Origin of the sequence: Maritalea mobilis (assembly GCF_019800885.1) — a bacterium.
Taxonomy (GTDB): domain Bacteria; phylum Pseudomonadota; class Alphaproteobacteria; order Rhodobacterales; family Rhodobacteraceae; genus Roseibacterium; species Roseibacterium beibuensis.
This window is the reverse complement of sequence record NZ_JAHVKE010000001.1, coordinates 52,823-68,669: the sequence shown is the minus strand read 5'-3', so window position 1 is coordinate 68,669 and position 15,847 is coordinate 52,823. Positions and strand designations below refer to the sequence as shown.

General features: G+C 65.9%; 15 protein-coding genes. 14 read left to right on the top strand and 1 reads right to left on the bottom strand.

Features of this window, described 5'->3' with window-relative positions; genetic code table 11:
* Positions 1–13 precede the first annotated feature (13 nt).
* The 10 genes from ugpA to KUV65_RS00280 all read left to right on the top strand — a co-directional run bounded on the left by ugpA (position 14) and on the right by KUV65_RS00280 (position 9,983).
* Entirely contained in the window at positions 14–895 is an 882-nt protein-coding gene (ugpA, locus tag KUV65_RS00325) for a sn-glycerol-3-phosphate ABC transporter permease UgpA (protein WP_222186864.1), read from the top strand.
* Positions 895–1,743, top strand: a complete 849-nt coding sequence (gene ugpE, locus KUV65_RS00320; protein ID WP_222186863.1) for a sn-glycerol-3-phosphate ABC transporter permease UgpE — start codon at positions 895–897, stop codon at positions 1,741–1,743. The genes ugpA and ugpE overlap by 1 nt, the downstream gene beginning before the upstream one ends.
* 3 nt (positions 1,744–1,746) lie before the next feature.
* Complete coding sequence (locus KUV65_RS00315) at positions 1,747–2,799, top strand: ABC transporter ATP-binding protein (RefSeq protein WP_222186862.1); 1,053 nt, start codon at positions 1,747–1,749, stop codon at positions 2,797–2,799.
* 151 nt (positions 2,800–2,950) lie between these two features.
* Positions 2,951–3,616, top strand: a complete 666-nt coding sequence (locus KUV65_RS00310) for a Crp/Fnr family transcriptional regulator (RefSeq protein WP_222186861.1) — start codon at positions 2,951–2,953, stop codon at positions 3,614–3,616.
* Between the two features lie 115 nt (positions 3,617–3,731).
* On the top strand, positions 3,732–4,217 hold the full coding sequence (locus KUV65_RS00305) for a YeeE/YedE family protein (RefSeq protein WP_259552226.1): 486 nt from the start codon (positions 3,732–3,734) through the stop codon (positions 4,215–4,217).
* 14 nt (positions 4,218–4,231) lie between these two features.
* Positions 4,232–4,681, top strand: coding sequence for a DUF6691 family protein (locus KUV65_RS00300; RefSeq protein ID WP_222189514.1), 450 nt, complete (start codon positions 4,232–4,234; stop codon positions 4,679–4,681).
* A 30-nt stretch (positions 4,682–4,711) separates the two neighbouring features.
* Positions 4,712–5,596, top strand: a complete 885-nt coding sequence (locus KUV65_RS00295; protein ID WP_222186859.1) for an MBL fold metallo-hydrolase — start codon at positions 4,712–4,714, stop codon at positions 5,594–5,596.
* 124 nt (positions 5,597–5,720) lie between these two features.
* The gene (locus KUV65_RS00290) at positions 5,721–7,394 is read left to right on the top strand and encodes a bifunctional protein tyrosine phosphatase family protein/NAD(P)/FAD-dependent oxidoreductase (RefSeq protein WP_222186858.1); all 1,674 of its coding nucleotides are present in this window, start codon (positions 5,721–5,723) and stop codon (positions 7,392–7,394) included.
* A gap of 141 nt (positions 7,395–7,535) precedes the next feature.
* Complete coding sequence (locus tag KUV65_RS00285; RefSeq protein ID WP_222186857.1) at positions 7,536–9,284, top strand: SulP family inorganic anion transporter; 1,749 nt, start codon at positions 7,536–7,538, stop codon at positions 9,282–9,284.
* Between the two features lie 123 nt (positions 9,285–9,407).
* Positions 9,408–9,983 (top strand): peroxidase-related enzyme, encoded by a 576-nt coding sequence (locus tag KUV65_RS00280; protein ID WP_222186856.1) that lies wholly within the window; start codon positions 9,408–9,410, stop codon positions 9,981–9,983.
* A gap of 7 nt (positions 9,984–9,990) precedes the next feature.
* Here KUV65_RS00280 and KUV65_RS00275 read toward each other — a convergent pair whose 3' ends face one another.
* On the bottom strand, positions 9,991–11,595 hold the full coding sequence (locus KUV65_RS00275; RefSeq protein WP_222186855.1) for a tetratricopeptide repeat protein: 1,605 nt from the start codon (positions 11,593–11,595) through the stop codon (positions 9,991–9,993).
* 84 nt (positions 11,596–11,679) lie between these two features.
* Here KUV65_RS00275 and KUV65_RS00270 point away from each other — a divergent pair, with 84 nt between their 5' ends.
* Genes KUV65_RS00270 through KUV65_RS00255 form a run of 4 tightly spaced genes read left to right on the top strand, consistent with a single transcriptional unit; the run spans position 11,680 to position 15,723 of the window.
* Positions 11,680–13,248: a UbiA family prenyltransferase gene (locus KUV65_RS00270; protein ID WP_222186854.1), complete on the top strand. Its 1,569-nt coding sequence runs from the start codon at positions 11,680–11,682 to the stop codon at positions 13,246–13,248.
* Positions 13,245–13,667, top strand: a complete 423-nt coding sequence (locus tag KUV65_RS00265; RefSeq protein ID WP_222186853.1) for a GtrA family protein — start codon at positions 13,245–13,247, stop codon at positions 13,665–13,667. Before KUV65_RS00270 ends, KUV65_RS00265 begins: the two co-directional genes overlap by 4 nt.
* The gene (locus tag KUV65_RS00260) at positions 13,664–14,989 is read left to right on the top strand and encodes an FAD-binding oxidoreductase (protein ID WP_222186852.1); all 1,326 of its coding nucleotides are present in this window, start codon (positions 13,664–13,666) and stop codon (positions 14,987–14,989) included. Before KUV65_RS00265 ends, KUV65_RS00260 begins: the two co-directional genes overlap by 4 nt.
* Positions 14,986–15,723, top strand: a complete 738-nt coding sequence (locus KUV65_RS00255; RefSeq protein ID WP_222186851.1) for an SDR family oxidoreductase — start codon at positions 14,986–14,988, stop codon at positions 15,721–15,723. The genes KUV65_RS00260 and KUV65_RS00255 overlap by 4 nt, the downstream gene beginning before the upstream one ends.
* Positions 15,724–15,847: the final 124 nt, after the last annotated feature.

Genomic DNA, 15,847 nt, shown 5'->3' with positions numbered 1-15,847 from the left:
CACGATCCGACATATGAAACGCGTTGTCTTTCGCAGCTGGTGGCTGCCATACCTTCTGGTCGCGCCACAGATCGCGATCACGCTGATCTTTTTCATCTGGCCCGCCTACCAGGCCCTGGAAAGCTCGCTCTATATCGAGGACGCGTTCGGCTTCTCGCGCAACTTTGTCTGGTTCGAGAATTTCGAACAGCTGTTCAGCGATCCCGGCTACCTGCGGTCGTTCAAGACCACGCTGATTTTCGGCCTGTCGGTCACCTTCCTGTCGATGTCGATGGCGCTTGGCCTGGCCGTCGCCGCCAACCGGGTGATCCGCAGCGCCACCGCCTATCGCACCTTCCTGATCTGGCCCTATGCCGTCGCCCCGGCGCTGGCGGGCGTCTTGTGGTTCTTCATGATGAACCCGACGCTCGGCATCGTCGCCTACTGGCTTGAGGCGATGTTCGGCTATGACTGGAACCATTATACCAGCGGCACCGAGGCGCTGATCATGGTGACCATCGCCGCGGCGTGGAAACAGATCAGCTACAACTTCCTGTTCTTCCTCGCCGGGCTGCAATCCATCCCGAAATCCCTGATCGAGGCGGCGGCCATCGACGCGGCCAGCCCCGCGCGGCGGTTCTGGACCATCGTCTTTCCGCTGCTGTCGCCGACCACCTTCTTCCTGCTGGTCGTGAACCTCGTCTACGCGTTCTTCGACACCTTCGCGATCATCCACGCGACCACCTCGGGCGGGCCCGCGGACGCGACCTCGATCCTCGTCTATCGCGTCTACAACACCGGCTTCGTCGGGCAGGATTACGGGTCGAGCGCTGCGCAATCGGTCGTTCTCATGGCGCTGGTCATCGGGATGACAGTGATCCAGTTCCGCTTTGTCGAACGGAGGGTGAACTACTGATGGTCGAAAATCGTCCCCTCCTGAACATCCTCACCCATCTGGTGCTGATCGCCGGGATCGTCTTCCTGTGCTTCCCGGTCTGGATGGCCCTCGTGGCCTCGACCCACCCTGGCGAGGCGCTGGCCCGCAGCCCCATCCCGATGTGGTTCGGCGACCAGGGCTTCGAGAATTACCGCCAGCTTCTGACCGGGGGCGTGCCCGCCACGGGCGGCGTCCCGGTGGCGCAGATGATGTGGAATTCGCTGATCATGGCGCTGGGCATCACCATCGGGAAGATCGCGATCAGCCTCTTGTCGGCCTACGCGATCGTCTATTTCCGCTTCCCCTTCCGCATGGTGTTCTTCTGGCTGATCTTCATCACCCTGATGCTGCCGGTCGAGGTGCGGATCCTGCCCACCTATGATGTCGTCGCGTCGTTGGGCATGCTGAACAGCCATACCGGCCTGATCCTGCCGCTGATCGCCTCGGCCACCGCGACCTTCCTGTTCCGGCAGTTCTTTTTGACCGTACCGGACGAGCTGGTCGAAGCCGCGCGCATCGACCGCGCCGGGCCGCTGCGGTTCTTCTGGGATATCCTGCTGCCGCTGTCGCGCACGAATATCGCGGCGCTGTTCATCATTCTGTTCATCTACGGCTGGAACCAGTATCTCTGGCCGTTCCTCATCACCACAGACCAGGACCTCTACACCATCGTCATGGGCATTCAGCGCATGGTGAACGTGGGCGAGGGCCTGCCGATCTGGCACCTGACCATGGGCACGGCGATCCTGGCGATGATCCCGCCGGTGATCGTGGTCCTGGCGATGCAGCGGCTCTTCGTGAAGGGCCTTGTGGAAAGCGAGAAGTAAGACATGGCCGAGCTGATCCTGAAAAACGTGGGCAAGACCTATCCGGGCGGAGTGACCGCCGTATCGGGCGCCAATGTCGAGATCGAGGACGGCGAATTCGTCGTGCTGGTCGGGCCCTCGGGCTGCGGCAAGTCCACGATCCTGCGCATGATCGCCGGTCTGGAAGAAATCACCGAGGGTGAGGTGCAGATCGGTGACCGTGTCGTGAACACGCTGGAGCCGGGTGAACGCGACATCGCCATGGTGTTCCAGAACTACGCCCTCTACCCGCACATGTCGGTGCGCAAGAACATGGAATACGGCCTCAAGAACCAGGGCATGCCGCGCGACCAGATCGCCGAGCGCATCGCCAAGGCCGCCGAGACCTTGCAGATCACGCAGTATCTCGACCGCAAGCCGCGCGCTCTGTCGGGCGGGCAGCGCCAGCGCGTCGCCATGGGCCGCGCCATCGTGCGCGAACCGGCGGTGTTCCTGTTCGACGAGCCGCTGTCGAACCTCGACGCCAAGCTGCGCACGCAGCTGCGGGCCGAGTTGAAGGACCTGCATATGCGCCTTGGCGCGACCTTCGTCTTCGTCACCCATGACCAGGTCGAGGCGATGAGCCTTGCCGACCGGATCGTCATCATGTCCGAGGGCAGGATCGAACAGATCGGCACGCCGATGGACCTCTACCGCAACCCGGCCAGCAAATTCGTGGCCGAGTTCATCGGCGCCCCGCCGATGAATGTGTTCGACCTGGGCGCGCCGGCGGGCCGGGCATTGGCCGAACTGGCCAATGACACGCCACCGGGCGCCGCGTTGATCGGCATCCGCCCCGAGTCGCTGCGGCTGGCGCATGACGGACCGGAAGGGACCGTCACGCTGGTCGAGGCGCTTGGCGCGGAAAGCCTGATCCACCTGCGCATGGGCGAAGACCGTGTCATCCTGCGCGCGGGCCACGAAGGCACCCATGTTCAGGAAGGGCAAACGGTGCATCTGGGCGGGGATGCCGACGCGGTGACCTTCTTCAACCGCGAAGAGCGGACCATTTCCCCCGTCATGGCCGCCGCGCAATAGCGCGGCGCAGATTTCCTCGAGGAAATCTGGCCGGAAATCTCGAGATTTCCGCCCGCACCCGGTACGCACGCCGCTTTGAAGACTGCGGGCGATTGACCCGTGGGCCTTGGACCGCCATGTGAAAGGCGAGACAGCACGAAAGACGCGCCGCATGACCGATGAATCCTGGATCACCCGTTTCGACGGCCTGAGCCGGCTGGAGCCGCGCATCCAGGAGATCCTTCTGTCGCGCTCGACCGTCATCGATGTGGAGGCCGGGACGGTCCTGTTCGGGCCGGGACGTGCGCCGCAAAACCTGCTTCTGCTTCTCGAAGGCACCGTGCGCGTCCAGCAGACCTCGGACACCGGGCGCGAGGTGGTGCTCTACCGTGTCACGGCGGGCGAAAGCTGCGTGCTGACCACCGCCTGTCTGCTGGCTTACGAGGATTACTCGGCCGAGGGCGTGGCCGAGACCGACATCCGCGCCGCCGCCATTCCGCGCCACGTGTTCGACGACCTGATCGCGGCCTCCAAAGAGTTTCGCAACTTCGTCTTCTCGGCCTATTCCAAGCGGATCACCGACCTGTTCCACGTGGTCGAGGAGATCGCCTTTCGCCGCATGGATATTCGCCTTGCGCAAAAGCTGCTGGAACGCGCCGAGGGCGACACGGTCAAGGCCACGCACCAGCAGATGGCGGCCGAGCTGGGCACCGCGCGCGAGGTCATCTCGCGCCAGCTCAGCGAGTTTCAGCGCCGCGACTGGATCGAGCAGTCGCGCGGCACGATCCGGCTGACGGACCGCGCCGGACTGGAAAAGCTCGCCGCAACCCAAGGCTGAGCGACACCTTACCCGATCCCCTGGAACGGTCTTGTGTGACTAGATCACTGAACGGCACGCGCCGGTTCGGTATGCATTCGGATGCGAACAGGAGAAACTTTCTGCAAGGGCTTGCTTGCAAAGGAAAACATGCAGCCATGACGCAGAATCACCCAGGAAACGAGGCATGATCGAAACAGCATTCACCCCCTTCCAATCGCTTGCTGGCGGCGTCCTGATCGGGCTGGCCGCCACGCTTCTGATGTGGACCCTTGGCCGCGTGATGGGCGCGACCGGCATCCTGGCCGGTTTGCTGGCCCCCGCGTCGCTTTACGACTTCGGCTGGCGCGCCGCCCTTCTGGCCGGCATGGCCACCGGCCCCATCGCCTATTTCGCCGTCATGGGCGAAATGCCCCCGATCGAGGTTCCGATCTCGACGCCGATGCTGCTGATCGGCGGGTTCATCGTGGGCGTCGGCGTCACCTTCGGGTCGGGCTGCACCAGCGGCCACGGCGTCTGCGGCATGGCCCGCCTGTCGAAGCGCTCCATCGTGGCGACGCTCAGCTTCATGGTGACGACGGCGGCCACCGTCTATGTCGTCCGCCACGTGTTCGGAGGGTAAGCGCGATGAACGTCCTGCGTATCCTTTCGATCTACCTGATCGGCCTTGTGTTCGGCATCGGCATCGTCATCTCGGGCATGGCGAACCCGGCCAAGGTCCTGAACTTCTTTGACTTCTTTGGCATCTGGGACCCGAGCCTGATCTTCGTGATGGGTGGTGCCGTGACCGTGGCCTTCGTGGGCTACCGCCTTGTCCTGCCGCGCCCGCGCCCCTTGTTCGAGGGCCGCTTCCAGTTGCCGACCGCAACCAGGCTCGACGCCAAGCTGATCGGCGGTTCGGCCGTGTTCGGCATCGGCTGGGGCATCGCGGGCTTCTGCCCCGGCGGCGCCCTGCCCGCGCTCGGCACCGGCCGGGTCGAGGTCATCCTGTTCACTGCCGCGCTTCTGGCCGGCATCTTCGCGGCCAAGGGCATCCAGGCCTGGCTGCGCACCCGCACCACGCCGACCGCCACCAGCGGCGCGTAAGACATTCCGGTATCTTGGAGGAGACCACCCATGACCACCTATCCCGTCAACATGAACGTCCACCCCGAGGTCGAGCCCTTCTTCGACCCGGCCACCAACACGATCTCCTATGTCGTGAAGGACCCCAACTCGACGAGCTGCGCCATCGTCGACTCGGTGATGGATATCGACTACGCCGCCGGCCGCATCACCTATGACAACGCCGACGCGATCATCGCCTATGTCAAGGACAAGGGCCTGACCGTCGAGTGGCTGATCGAGACCCATGTCCATGCCGACCACCTGTCGGCCGCGCCCTACATCCAGGAGCAGGTGGGCGGCAAGATCGGCATCGGCAAGAACATCACCGTGGTGCAGGATACGTTCGGCAAGGTCTTCAACGAAGGCACCGAGTTCCAGCGCGACGGCAGCCAGTTCGACGCCCTGTTCGAGGATGGCGACAGCTACGAGATCGGCGGCATGCGCGCCTTCGCGATCTACACGCCCGGCCACACGCCCGCCTGCATGACCCACGTGATGGGCGACGCGGCCTTCGTCGGCGACACGCTGTTCATGCCCGATGGCGGCTCGGCCCGTGCCGACTTCCCCGGCGGCGATGCCGAGACCCTCTATGACTCGATCCAGAAGGTCCTGTCGCTGCCCGACGACATGCGCCTCTTCATGTGCCACGACTACGGCCCGAACGGCCGCGACATCAAGTGGGAGACCACGGTCGCCGAGGAGAAAGAGTTCAACATCCATGTCGGCGGCAGCAAAACGAAAGAGGATTTCGTCAAGTTCCGCACCGAGCGGGACGCGCAACTCGACATGCCCAAACTGATCATCCCCTCGCTGCAGGTGAACATGCGCGCGGGCGAGGTGCCCACCGACAAGGATGGCCGCCCGATGCTGAAAGTGCCGGTCAACGCGCTGTAACCACCCCAAAGGCCCGCCGCCGAAAGAGAGACCCTTCGACCATCCGAAGGTTGAGGGGGCGGGCCAGTTTTACTTTCCCGGGTGCGAACGACCACCCACCGGGATTTCAGGAGGAGCATCCCACATGGACGCCAAGGCCATTTCAGCCAAACTGTCGGTCGCGCCGCAGATCACCGCCGATGACGTCGAGAAAGCCAAGAACCAGGGCTTTCGCGCAATCATCTGCAACCGCCCCGACGGCGAGGGCATGGACCAGCCCAACTTCGAGGAAATCGAAGCCCGCGCCAACGAACTGGGCATGGAAGCCCGCTACCTGCCGATCACCCACGGCAAGGTGACGGAGGCAGACGCCCAGTCGTTCGACGACATGCTGGGCGAATTGCCCGGGCCGGTTCTGGCCTATTGCCGCTCGGGTACGCGGTCGGCGACGCTCTGGTCGCTGAGCCAGGCGCAGCGCCTGTCGGTCGCCGATATCCTCGCCGCGACCAAGGCCGCGGGCTACGACATGGCGGGCGTGGTGCGCCGCATCGTGAACGGCGGCAAGACGCCGACCGACAGCGCGGATGCGGAATACGACGTGGTCATCGTGGGCGCGGGCGCCGCTGGCGTCTCGGTCGCCTCCAGCCTCAAGTCCCGCAAGCCGGGCCAGACCATCGCCATCATCGACCCGGCCGACATCCACTATTACCAGCCGGGCTGGACCATGGTGGGCGGCGGTATCTTCGAGGCCCCCAAGACCGCCAAGACTATGGGCAGCCTGATCCCGCAGGGCGTGCATTGGATCAAGTCCGCCGTCGCGGCCTTTGAACCCGACAAAGACGTGGTCGTCCTCGATGGCTGTCGCGTGGTGAAATACAAGCGCCTCGTCGTCTGCCCCGGCCTCAAGCTCGACTGGCACAAGATCGACGGTCTCGTGGATACGCTCGGCAAGAACGGCGTCACCTCGAACTACCGCTACGACCTTGCCCCCTACACCTGGGAACTGGTCAGCAAGATGCGGCAGGGGCGCGCCATCTTCACCCAGCCGCCGATGCCGATCAAATGCGCCGGCGCGCCGCAGAAGGCGTTGTATCTGTCGGGCGATCACTGGCACCGCACCGGCGTGCTCGACAATATCGACATCCAGTTCATGAATGCCGGGGGCGTGCTGTTCGGGGTCAAGGATTACGTCCCTGCCCTGCAAGGCTACATGAACCGCTACAAGGCCGACCTGAACTTCTTCCACAACCTGACCGCCATCGACGGCGCGGCGAAAAAGGCGTGGTTCGAGGTCAAGGAACCCGATCAGGAGGTACGCACCGTCGAGACGGAGTTCGACATGATCCATGTCGTCCCTCCGCAGACCGCGCCCGATTTCATCCGCGTCTCGCCCCTGGCCGATGCGGCGGGCTGGGTCGATGTCGATCAGGCCACGCTGCGCCACAAGACCTATGAAAACATCTGGTCGCTTGGCGACGTGATGAACGCGCCCAACGCCAAGACCGCCGCCGCCGCCCGCGTTCAGGCCCCGATCGTGGCCGAGAACGTGGCCGACGATATCGACGGCAAATCGCCCACGGCGTTGTATAATGGCTATGGCTCCTGCCCGCTGACCGTCGAGAAAGGCAAGATCGTGCTGGCCGAGTTCGGCTATGGCGGCGCCCTGCTGCCCAGTTTCCCGAAATGGGTGATCGACGGCACGAAACCCACCCGCGCGGCGTGGCTGCTGAAAGAGCAGATCCTGCCGCCCTTCTACTGGAAGGCGATGCTGCGCGGGAAAGAATGGATGGTGAAGCCCGAGAAGGTCTCCGCCTCCTGACGCCTCCCCGGGGCGGTGATCCGCATCGCCCTGGCCCTCGTGAAAGGGCGGCCCGACAGGAAACGCCGGGCCGCCCCCGCCCTTTTCGCCGCGCCTGCCCGCGCCCGCCCGCACTGACAAGAATAAAGACGGCCCAGACCCATGATCTCTTCCCTTCGCAAATACGTTCCCGTGCTGGATTGGGGGCGCCGCTATGACCGCGACGCGCTGCAAAACGACCTGATCGCGGCGGTGATCGTCACGATCATGCTGATCCCGCAATCGCTGGCCTACGCGCTTCTGGCGGGCCTGCCGCCCGAGGCCGGTCTCTACGCCTCGATACTGCCGATCATCCTGTACGCGATTTTCGGCACCTCGCGCGCTCTGGCCGTGGGCCCGGTCGCCGTGGTCTCGTTGATGACCGCCGCCGCCGTGGGGCAAGTGGCCGAACAGGGCACGGCGGGCTATGCCGTCGCCGCGCTGACCCTGGCGCTGTTGTCGGGCGGTATCCTGCTGGCCATGGGCGTGTTCCGGCTGGGTTTCCTTGCGAATTTCCTCAGCCACCCGGTGATCGCGGGGTTCATCACCGCCTCGGGCGTCATCATCGCGGCCAGCCAGCTCAAGCATATCCTCGGGGTGGACGCGAGCGGCCATAACCTGTTCGAACTGGTGGTCTCGCTGATCGAGCATCTGCCCGAGACCAATTTCGTCACGCTGATCATCGGCGTTGCGGCCACGGCTTTTTTGTTCTGGGTCCGCAAGGGGCTGAAGCCGCTGTTGATCTCCAAGGGCGTCAAGCCGCGCCTTGCCGATATCGCGCAGAAGGCCGGGCCGGTGGGCGCGGTCGTGGTCACCACGCTGGCCGTCTGGATCTTCGGCCTGTCCAACTGGGCGGGCGTGTCGATCGTGGGTGAGGTGCCGCAATCGCTGCCGCCCTTCACCATGCCGGACCTGTCGATCGACCTTGTGTCTGCCTTGTTCATCCCCGCGCTGCTGATCTCGATCATCGGCTTCGTCGAGTCGATCTCGGTCGCGCAGACGCTGGCCGCCAAGAAACGCCAGCGCATCGACCCCGACCAGGAGTTGATCGGCCTGGGCGCGGCCAACGTCGCCGCAGGGTTCTCGGGCGGCTACCCGGTGACCGGTGGGTTCGCGCGCTCGGTCGTGAATTTCGACGCGGGCGCCGAGACGCCTGCCGCTGGCGCCTATACCGCCGTGGGCCTTGCTATCGCCGCGCTTGCGCTGACACCGCTGGTCTTTTTCCTGCCCAAGGCAACGCTGGCGGCCACCATCATCGTCGCCGTGCTCAGCCTTGTCGATTTCTCGATCCTGAAAAAGACCTGGACCTATTCCAAGGCCGATTTCGTGGCGGTGGCCGCGACCATCCTGCTGACGCTTGGCTTCGGCGTGGAAACCGGCGTTTCGGCGGGCGTGATCCTGTCCATCGGCCTGCATCTCTACAAGACCTCCAAGCCGCATGTGGCCGAGGTGGGGCTGGTGCCGGGCACCCAGCATTTCCGCAACATCAACCGCCACGAGGTGCTGACCGACCCCAACCTGGTCACGCTGCGCATCGACGAGTCGCTCTACTTCGCCAATGCCCGCTTCCTCGAAGACCTGATCCAGGACCGCGTGACCGAGGATTGCCCGGTCAAGCATGTCGTCCTGATGTGCTCGGCGGTGAACGAGGTGGACATGTCGGCGCTGGAAAGCCTCGAAGCGATCAACGAGCGCCTGCGCTCGATGGATGTGCAACTGCACCTCTCCGAGGTGAAAGGCCCGGTCACCGACCGCCTTAGGCGCTCCCATTTCCTAGATGAGCTGACCGGTCGCGTGTTCCTGTCGCAATACGACGCCTGGGCCGCGCTGTCGGGCAAGGGCCCCCGCTCGGATCTCGCCGCCGCGCAGTAAGGGGCGCGTTTTCCTCGAGGAAAACGGCCCGGAAAACTCGAGTTTTCCGCCCCCTCCCCTGCCCGCTTGCCTCGCGAGAGGCGGGCGGGCACTCTCCGCCGTGACACGAGGGAGGAGAGAACCATGCCGCAACCCGATCACGTCTCGATTTACGACCTGCCCGACCCGTCGGAGCTCGACGAGGACATGCAGCGCTATTTCGAGATCTGCGCCGAGAAATTGGGACTGGTGCCCAACGTGCTGCGCACCTTTTCCTTCAACCAGGAAAAGCTGCGCAACTTCGCCGCCTATTACAACACGCTGATGCTGGCGCCCTCGGGGCTGAGCAAGCTGGAGCGCGAGATGGTGGCCGTGGTCGTGTCCTCGGCCAACCGCTGTTTCTACTGCCTCGTTGCTCACGGTCAGGCGGTGCGCGCGCTTTCAGGCGATCCGCATCTGGGCGAGATGCTGGTGATCAATTACCGCGTCGCCGGTCTGAACGCGCGCCAGCGCGCCATGCTCGATTTCGCGTGGAAGCTGACGACCGCCCCGTGGGAGGTGGATGAACCCGACCGGCAGGCGCTGCGCGATGCGGGCCTCAGCCAGGCCGATATCTTCGACCTGGCCGACGTGATCGGGTTCTTCAACATGTCGAACCGCTTTGCCATCGCGTCCGACATGATGCCGAACGCAGAATACCACGCGATGGATCGCGGCTAGGCCGGGCTTATTGCCCGGCCAGCGCCCGTGCGCCCGCCAGCGTGCCCGGGCCGACCATGGCATCGAGCGCGCCGTCATACAGATCGCGTTCCTGCAGGATGCGCTGGAATTCCAGTGCCGTCTCCCGGTCCCAGGGCGGGGTGCGGCCATTCACGGTGCCGCGCATGGTGACGGGGTCGACCTCGCCGGTTTCCAGGGCGCGCACGTATTCTGCGGCGGCAAGGATCGGGTCGCGCTCGGTCCCGATGCCCTGCTCCAACAGGAAGGCGCGGGCCGCGATGGCCTCGGGCGCGCCATTCTCGGCGGCGAACCCGACCCAGCCGTAGCGGCGCTGCGGGTCCGGCTCGATACCCGGTGCGCCCCGGTCATAGAGTTGGGCCAGGCGCAGCGCGGCCGAGACATCCCCCTCGCGCGCCAGTTCCGTCAGGATCGGCACCGCGCGGCTGGCATCGGGCAGTTGCACGGTGGTGCCGGCAGGCACATCGTCGCCCGTCAGATAGATGTCGAGGAGCGCCGTGCGCGCGCGGTGGTAGCCCGCCTCGGTCGCCATCTCCAGAAGGCGCAGCATCTCGTCGCCGTCGCGCGGCACGCCGCGGCCCAGGCGGTGCATTTGCGCCAGGGTCACCATCGCCTCTGTATCGCCCAGGTCAACGGCTTGGCGGTAGTACTCGACGGCCCGGTCGACATCCTCGTCGATGGGACGGATCCCAAGAAGGTAATAGTCGCCGAGCCGCGAATAGGCCGCGCCGACGCCGGCCTCGGCAGAGCGTTCATAAAGCCGCACGGCCTGCCGGTGTTCGCCGGTCACCTGCGCGATGGTGGCCAGGTGGAAAAGCGGGCCGCCCTCCTCGGGCAGGGCCTCGGCAGCGGCGATGCAGTCGCGCTGCGCGGCGGCCAAGCCCTGGAAGATCTCGCGCTGCGCAGCCTCGGTCTCGGCGATCTCGGCGGACGGCTCCCCGGCGGTGTCCATGCAGGCATCCAGCAGAGCCTGTGCCGCCGCCGCTTCTTCTGCTGCAATGCGGGCGGCTTCTTCTTCGGCAGCGATCCGGGCCGCTTCCTCCTCGGCGGCAATCCGTGCGGCTTCCTCCTCGGCTGCAATCCGGGCCGCCTCCTCCTCAGCAGCGATCCGGGCCGCTTCCTCTTCGGCGGCAATCCGTGCGGCCTCTTCCTCGGCAGCGATCCGCGCCGCCTCCTCTTCGGCGGCAACACGGGCGGCTTCTTCCTCGGCGGCAATCCGGGCGGCCTCTTCGGCAGCGGCTTGCGCCTCGGCCTCTTCCGACGCGGCGGTCTCGGCCGAGGCCGCTTCGCCCAAGGTCATCACCACCGGGTCTCCGGTCATCGCCTCGACCACGGCGGCGGCAGCCGCCTCGGCGCCGGGCAAATCCGGGGCTACTTCGGCCTCGGCGGCGTCTTCTGCCTCCGGGGCCACTATCTCTTCGGCCATCGCCTCCCCGTCGACCGGGTAATAGGGCATCTCGCCGGTCATTGCCTCTTCCACCGCAGTGGCGGCGCGCGCCAGTCCCTCCTCGGTCTGGCCGAGGGCGGGGGCGGCGGTGGCAAGCGCGAGCGCAGAGACGAGCAGGAACGGTCGGGTGGCGGGGGGCAGCGTCACGGCAAATGTCCTCGAAAACTCAAATGGGTCAGCGGCGACGATAGCCGCGCCACCCCAGCCTGTCGATAGCCGTAGGAAAAGCCTATGCGCCAGAAAGCACTGGCAAATCAGCCCCCCTTGGTGCACCTTCCCGACCGGTTTGAAACGCAAGGGGACCCCGCCCTGGACAGCACGCCCGATCCGACCGCGCCTGGCAGCCCTGCCGCAGGCGCCGCCACCCTGCCGCCGGACGCGGTTGCGGGGCGCGTGCTGGTGGTCGATCTGGACGGCACGCTGATCCGGTCGGACATGCTGCACGAAAGCTTCTGGTCGGCGGCAAGCAGCGACTGGCGCGTGCCGGGCCGCGCCATTCTAGGGCTCAGCCGGGGGCGGGCCGCGCTCAAGGCCGATCTTGCAAGCCGCGCCCATATCATTCCCGCCGAATTACCTTACAACCCCGAGGTGCTGGCCCGCATCGACGCCTGGCGCGCCGCAGGCGGGCGCACGGCGCTGGTGACCGCAACGGACGCGCGGCTCGCAAGCCAGATCGCGACGCATCTGGGCATCTTCGACGAAGTCCATGGCTCCGATGGCAGCCGCAACCTGAAGGGCGAGGCCAAGGCCGCCTTCCTCGTCGACCGCTTCGGGCGCGGCGGGTTCGTCTATATCGGGGACAGTTCCGCCGACCTCGCCGTCTGGCGCGAGGCCGCAGGCGCCATCACTGTGGGCGCCAGCGACAAGACCCGCGCGGCGCTCAAGGCGCAGGGGATCGAGGCCGAGCATCTCGACGGCGGCGCGGGCGGCATGGCGGCGATGTTCAAGGCGCTGCGCCCGCATCAATGGCTGAAGAACCTGCTGGTCCTTGTGCCCGTCATCGCCGATCCGGGCCACGGCGCGGGGGCGCTCCTGCCGATCCTCGCGGCCCTGGTGGCGCTCAGCCTCTGCGCCTCGGCGGGCTATGTCCTGAACGACCTGCTCGATCTGGCCGACGACCGCAGCCACCCGCGCAAGTGCAAGCGCCCCTTCGCGTCGGGGGCTTTGTCGGCGGCGACGGGCACGTTCATGATGCCCGCGCTGCTGGTGACAGGCCTTGCCGTGGCGCTGTCCGTCTCGCCCGCGCTTTTCGGTGTGGCGGCACTCTATTTCGTGTCGACCATGGCCTACTCGGTGAAACTCAAGCGCCATGCCATCGTCGATATCTGCGTGCTGGCCTTCCTGTTCACGCTGCGCATCATCGCGGGGGGCGCGGCCGTCGGGATCGGATTGTCCGTCTGGCTTCTGGCGTTCTCGATGTTCACCTTCTTCGCGCTCGCCGCCGTCAAGCGCCTGGGCGAGATGAGCGAGGCAGGCGCCGCCGGGCGCGAGGTGTCGCGGCGCGGCTACCGGGTGGAGGATCGTCCACTGCTAAGCCAGATGGCCATCGCCTCGGGCTACCTCGCCGTTCTGGTGCTGGCGCTTTACGTCGACCAGCCCGATGTGCAGGTGAAATACGCCACGCCCTGGCTGCTTTGGGGGGTCTGCCCGATGCTGATCTTCTGGATCAGCCGCATGACGCTGGTGGCCAGCCGGGGCGAGATGGACGACGACCCGCTGGTCTGGACGTTGGAAAACCGGACCAGCCGAATGACCGTCCTGATCATCTCGGCCCTGATCGCGGGGGCGCTATGGGTGTGAGGGGGGCCACTCTGGTTGCGCGATACGCGGGCTTCGCGGTGCTGGCGGTTCTGGCCAACCTCGCCGCACAGCGCCTTGTCCTCTCCGGCGCCGAACTGGTGACGTCCACCCGCTTTGCCGCAGCCATGGCGGTCGGCACGTTGGTGGGGCTGGTGGTGAAATACCTGCTCGACAAGCGATGGATCTTCTACGACCAGACCAGCGGCGCCAAGGCGCAGGGGGCGCAGTTCCTGCTCTACTCGGCCATGGGCGTGGTCACGACCCTGATCTTCTGGGTCAGCGAGACCGCCGCCTGGATCATCTGGGGCACGGATGCCGCGCGCGAGGCGGGCGCGATCCTTGGCCTGAGCGTGGGGTATGTCACGAAATACCTCCTCGACCGCCGCTATGTCTTCAACCGGGCGGAGGCACGGGCATGAGCATTCTGTCGGGCTGGGGCCGCACCCCGAAAGCCGCCTGCCACGTCGTCCGCGCCCGCACCGAGGGCGACGTCGCCGCATCCCTGGGCGACACGACGCTGATCGCGCGCGGCAACGGGCGCTCCTATGGCGACAGCGCGCTCAACCCCGCGCTGACCCTCGACATGCGGGGCATGGACCGGATGCTGTCCTTCGACGCCGAAAGCGGCACACTGGTGGCCGAGGCCGGTGTCCTGCTGGAAGACATCATCGACACGTTCCTGCCCCGCGGCTGGTTTCCCGCCGTCACCCCCGGCACCAAGTTCGTCAGCCTGGGCGGCGCCATCGCGGCGGATGTGCATGGCAAGAACCACCATCGCGACGGCGCCTTCGGCAGCTTCGTGGACTGGATCGAGGTGATGGGCGCCGATGGGCAGGTCACCCGGGCCTCCCGGGACGGGAATTCAGATCTCTTCGGGTACACGCTTGGCGGTATGGGCCTGACCGGCGTGATCCTGCGCGCGCAGATCCGGCTGCGCCGGGTCGAGTCCGGCTGGATCGTGCAACAAACCCTGCCCACCGGCACGCTGGAAGAGGCGATCGACGCGTTCGAGGCCAATCTCGACGCGCTCTATTCCGTCGCCTGGATCGATTGCGCCACGCAAGGGCGGCATCTGGGCCGCTCCCTCGTCATGCTGGGCCATCATGCCACCCCGGACGAGTTGCCATCGGACAAGCGCCGCAAACCCTTCGCGGTCAAACGCAAGCGCGCCAAGCGCGTGCCGCTGGATTTTCCCGGCTTGGCGCTCAACCGCTACAGCGTCCGTGCCTTCAACGAGCTCTACTACCGGATGGGCGCGCGCAAGGCGGGCCGCGCCATCGTCGATTGGGACACGTATTTCTACCCGCTCGACGCGATCCTCGACTGGAACCGCATCTACGGCACACGCGGCTTTTTCCAGTTTCAATGCGTACTGCCCACCGATACGGCGCGCGCGGGCATGCATCAGCTGGTCGAGCGGATCGCCGCCTCGGGGCAAGGCAGCTTCCTTTCAGTTCTGAAGCGCTTCGGCGCGCAAGAGAGCCGGTTTTCCTTCCCGCAAGAGGGCTATACCCTCGCCCTCGACTTCCCCGCCAATGACAGGAGCCTTGCGCTGATGGACACGCTCGACCGGATTACCCTCGAAAACGGGGGGCGGTTCTACCTCGCCAAGGATGGGCGCGTGCCGCGCACGGTCTTTTCCCAAGCCGACCCGCGCGCCGCGGAATTCGCCGCGCTGCGCCGCGAACAGGGATGGGACCGCGCCTTTGCCTCGCTGCAATCCGAAAGGCTGGGGCTATGAAAGGCGGCCCTGTCCTGATCCTCGGCGCGACCTCGGGCATGGCGCGCGAGATCGCGCGGTCTTTCGCCGCCTGCGGGCACCCGATCCAGTTGGCGGCCCGCAACGTGGCACGGCTGGAGGATGACAGGGCCGATCTGGAAACCCGGCACGGCGTCGCTGTCACGCTGCACGAATTCGACGCGCTGGACCTCGCCAGCCACAAGGGCTTTGTCGAGGGGCTGCCCGCCCTGCCCGACATCGCGGTCTGCGCCGTGGGCGCGATGGGTACGCAGGAGGAAAACGCCGCCAACCCCGAGAAAGGGGCCATGGTGATGCGCGCCAATTTCGAAGGCCCCGCCTCGATCCTCGGGCATCTGGCCAACGCGATGGAGGCGCGCGGCTCGGGCACGCTCGTCGGGATCTCGTCGGTCGCGGGTGATCGCGGGCGCGCGTCGAATTACGTCTATGGCTCGGCCAAGGCGGGGTTCACCGCCTTCCTGTCGGGCCTGCGCAACCGGCTGGCCAAGACGGGCGTGCATGTCCTGACCGTGAAGCCCGGCTTTGTCGCGACCGCCATGACCGAGGGGATGGACCTGCCCGAAAAGCTGACCGCCGATCCCAAGGAAGTGGGCCACGCGATTCGAATTGCCGTGCAGTCGCAGAAAAACGTGATCTACATCCGCCCGGTCTGGCGGCTGATCATGGCGATCATCAAGGCCATTCCCGAGCCGATCTTCAAGAAAACCGAGATTTGAGAGGCAAAACGCGCGCCGAAAGGCCCGATGAACCAGGGGGCGTTGCGGATTTCGGGGAAGATGCGCGCGGCACTGGCCGAATCTCGCGCAACAAACCGCCAGAACGGCGAAAATCTGCCAAGGG

Excerpts from the sequence above, each read along its gene's own strand:
- KUV65_RS00315 (WP_222186862.1), top strand. The coding sequence starts at position 1,747 with ATGGCCGAGCTGATCCTGAAAAACGTGGGCAAGACCTATCCGGGCGGA.
- KUV65_RS00295 (WP_222186859.1), top strand. The coding sequence starts at position 4,712 with ATGACCACCTATCCCGTCAACATGAACGTCCACCCCGAGGTCGAGCCC.
- KUV65_RS00260 (WP_222186852.1), top strand. The coding sequence starts at position 13,664 with ATGAGCATTCTGTCGGGCTGGGGCCGCACCCCGAAAGCCGCCTGCCAC.
- ugpA (WP_222186864.1), top strand. The coding sequence starts at position 14 with ATGAAACGCGTTGTCTTTCGCAGCTGGTGGCTGCCATACCTTCTGGTC.
- KUV65_RS00290 (WP_222186858.1), top strand. The coding sequence starts at position 5,721 with ATGGACGCCAAGGCCATTTCAGCCAAACTGTCGGTCGCGCCGCAGATC.
- KUV65_RS00270 (WP_222186854.1), top strand. The coding sequence starts at position 11,680 with ATGCGCCAGAAAGCACTGGCAAATCAGCCCCCCTTGGTGCACCTTCCC.
- KUV65_RS00285 (WP_222186857.1), top strand. The coding sequence starts at position 7,536 with ATGATCTCTTCCCTTCGCAAATACGTTCCCGTGCTGGATTGGGGGCGC.
- KUV65_RS00280 (WP_222186856.1), top strand. The coding sequence starts at position 9,408 with ATGCCGCAACCCGATCACGTCTCGATTTACGACCTGCCCGACCCGTCG.
- KUV65_RS00255 (WP_222186851.1), top strand. The coding sequence starts at position 14,986 with ATGAAAGGCGGCCCTGTCCTGATCCTCGGCGCGACCTCGGGCATGGCG.
- ugpE (WP_222186863.1), top strand. The coding sequence starts at position 895 with ATGGTCGAAAATCGTCCCCTCCTGAACATCCTCACCCATCTGGTGCTG.
- KUV65_RS00310 (WP_222186861.1), top strand. The coding sequence starts at position 2,951 with ATGACCGATGAATCCTGGATCACCCGTTTCGACGGCCTGAGCCGGCTG.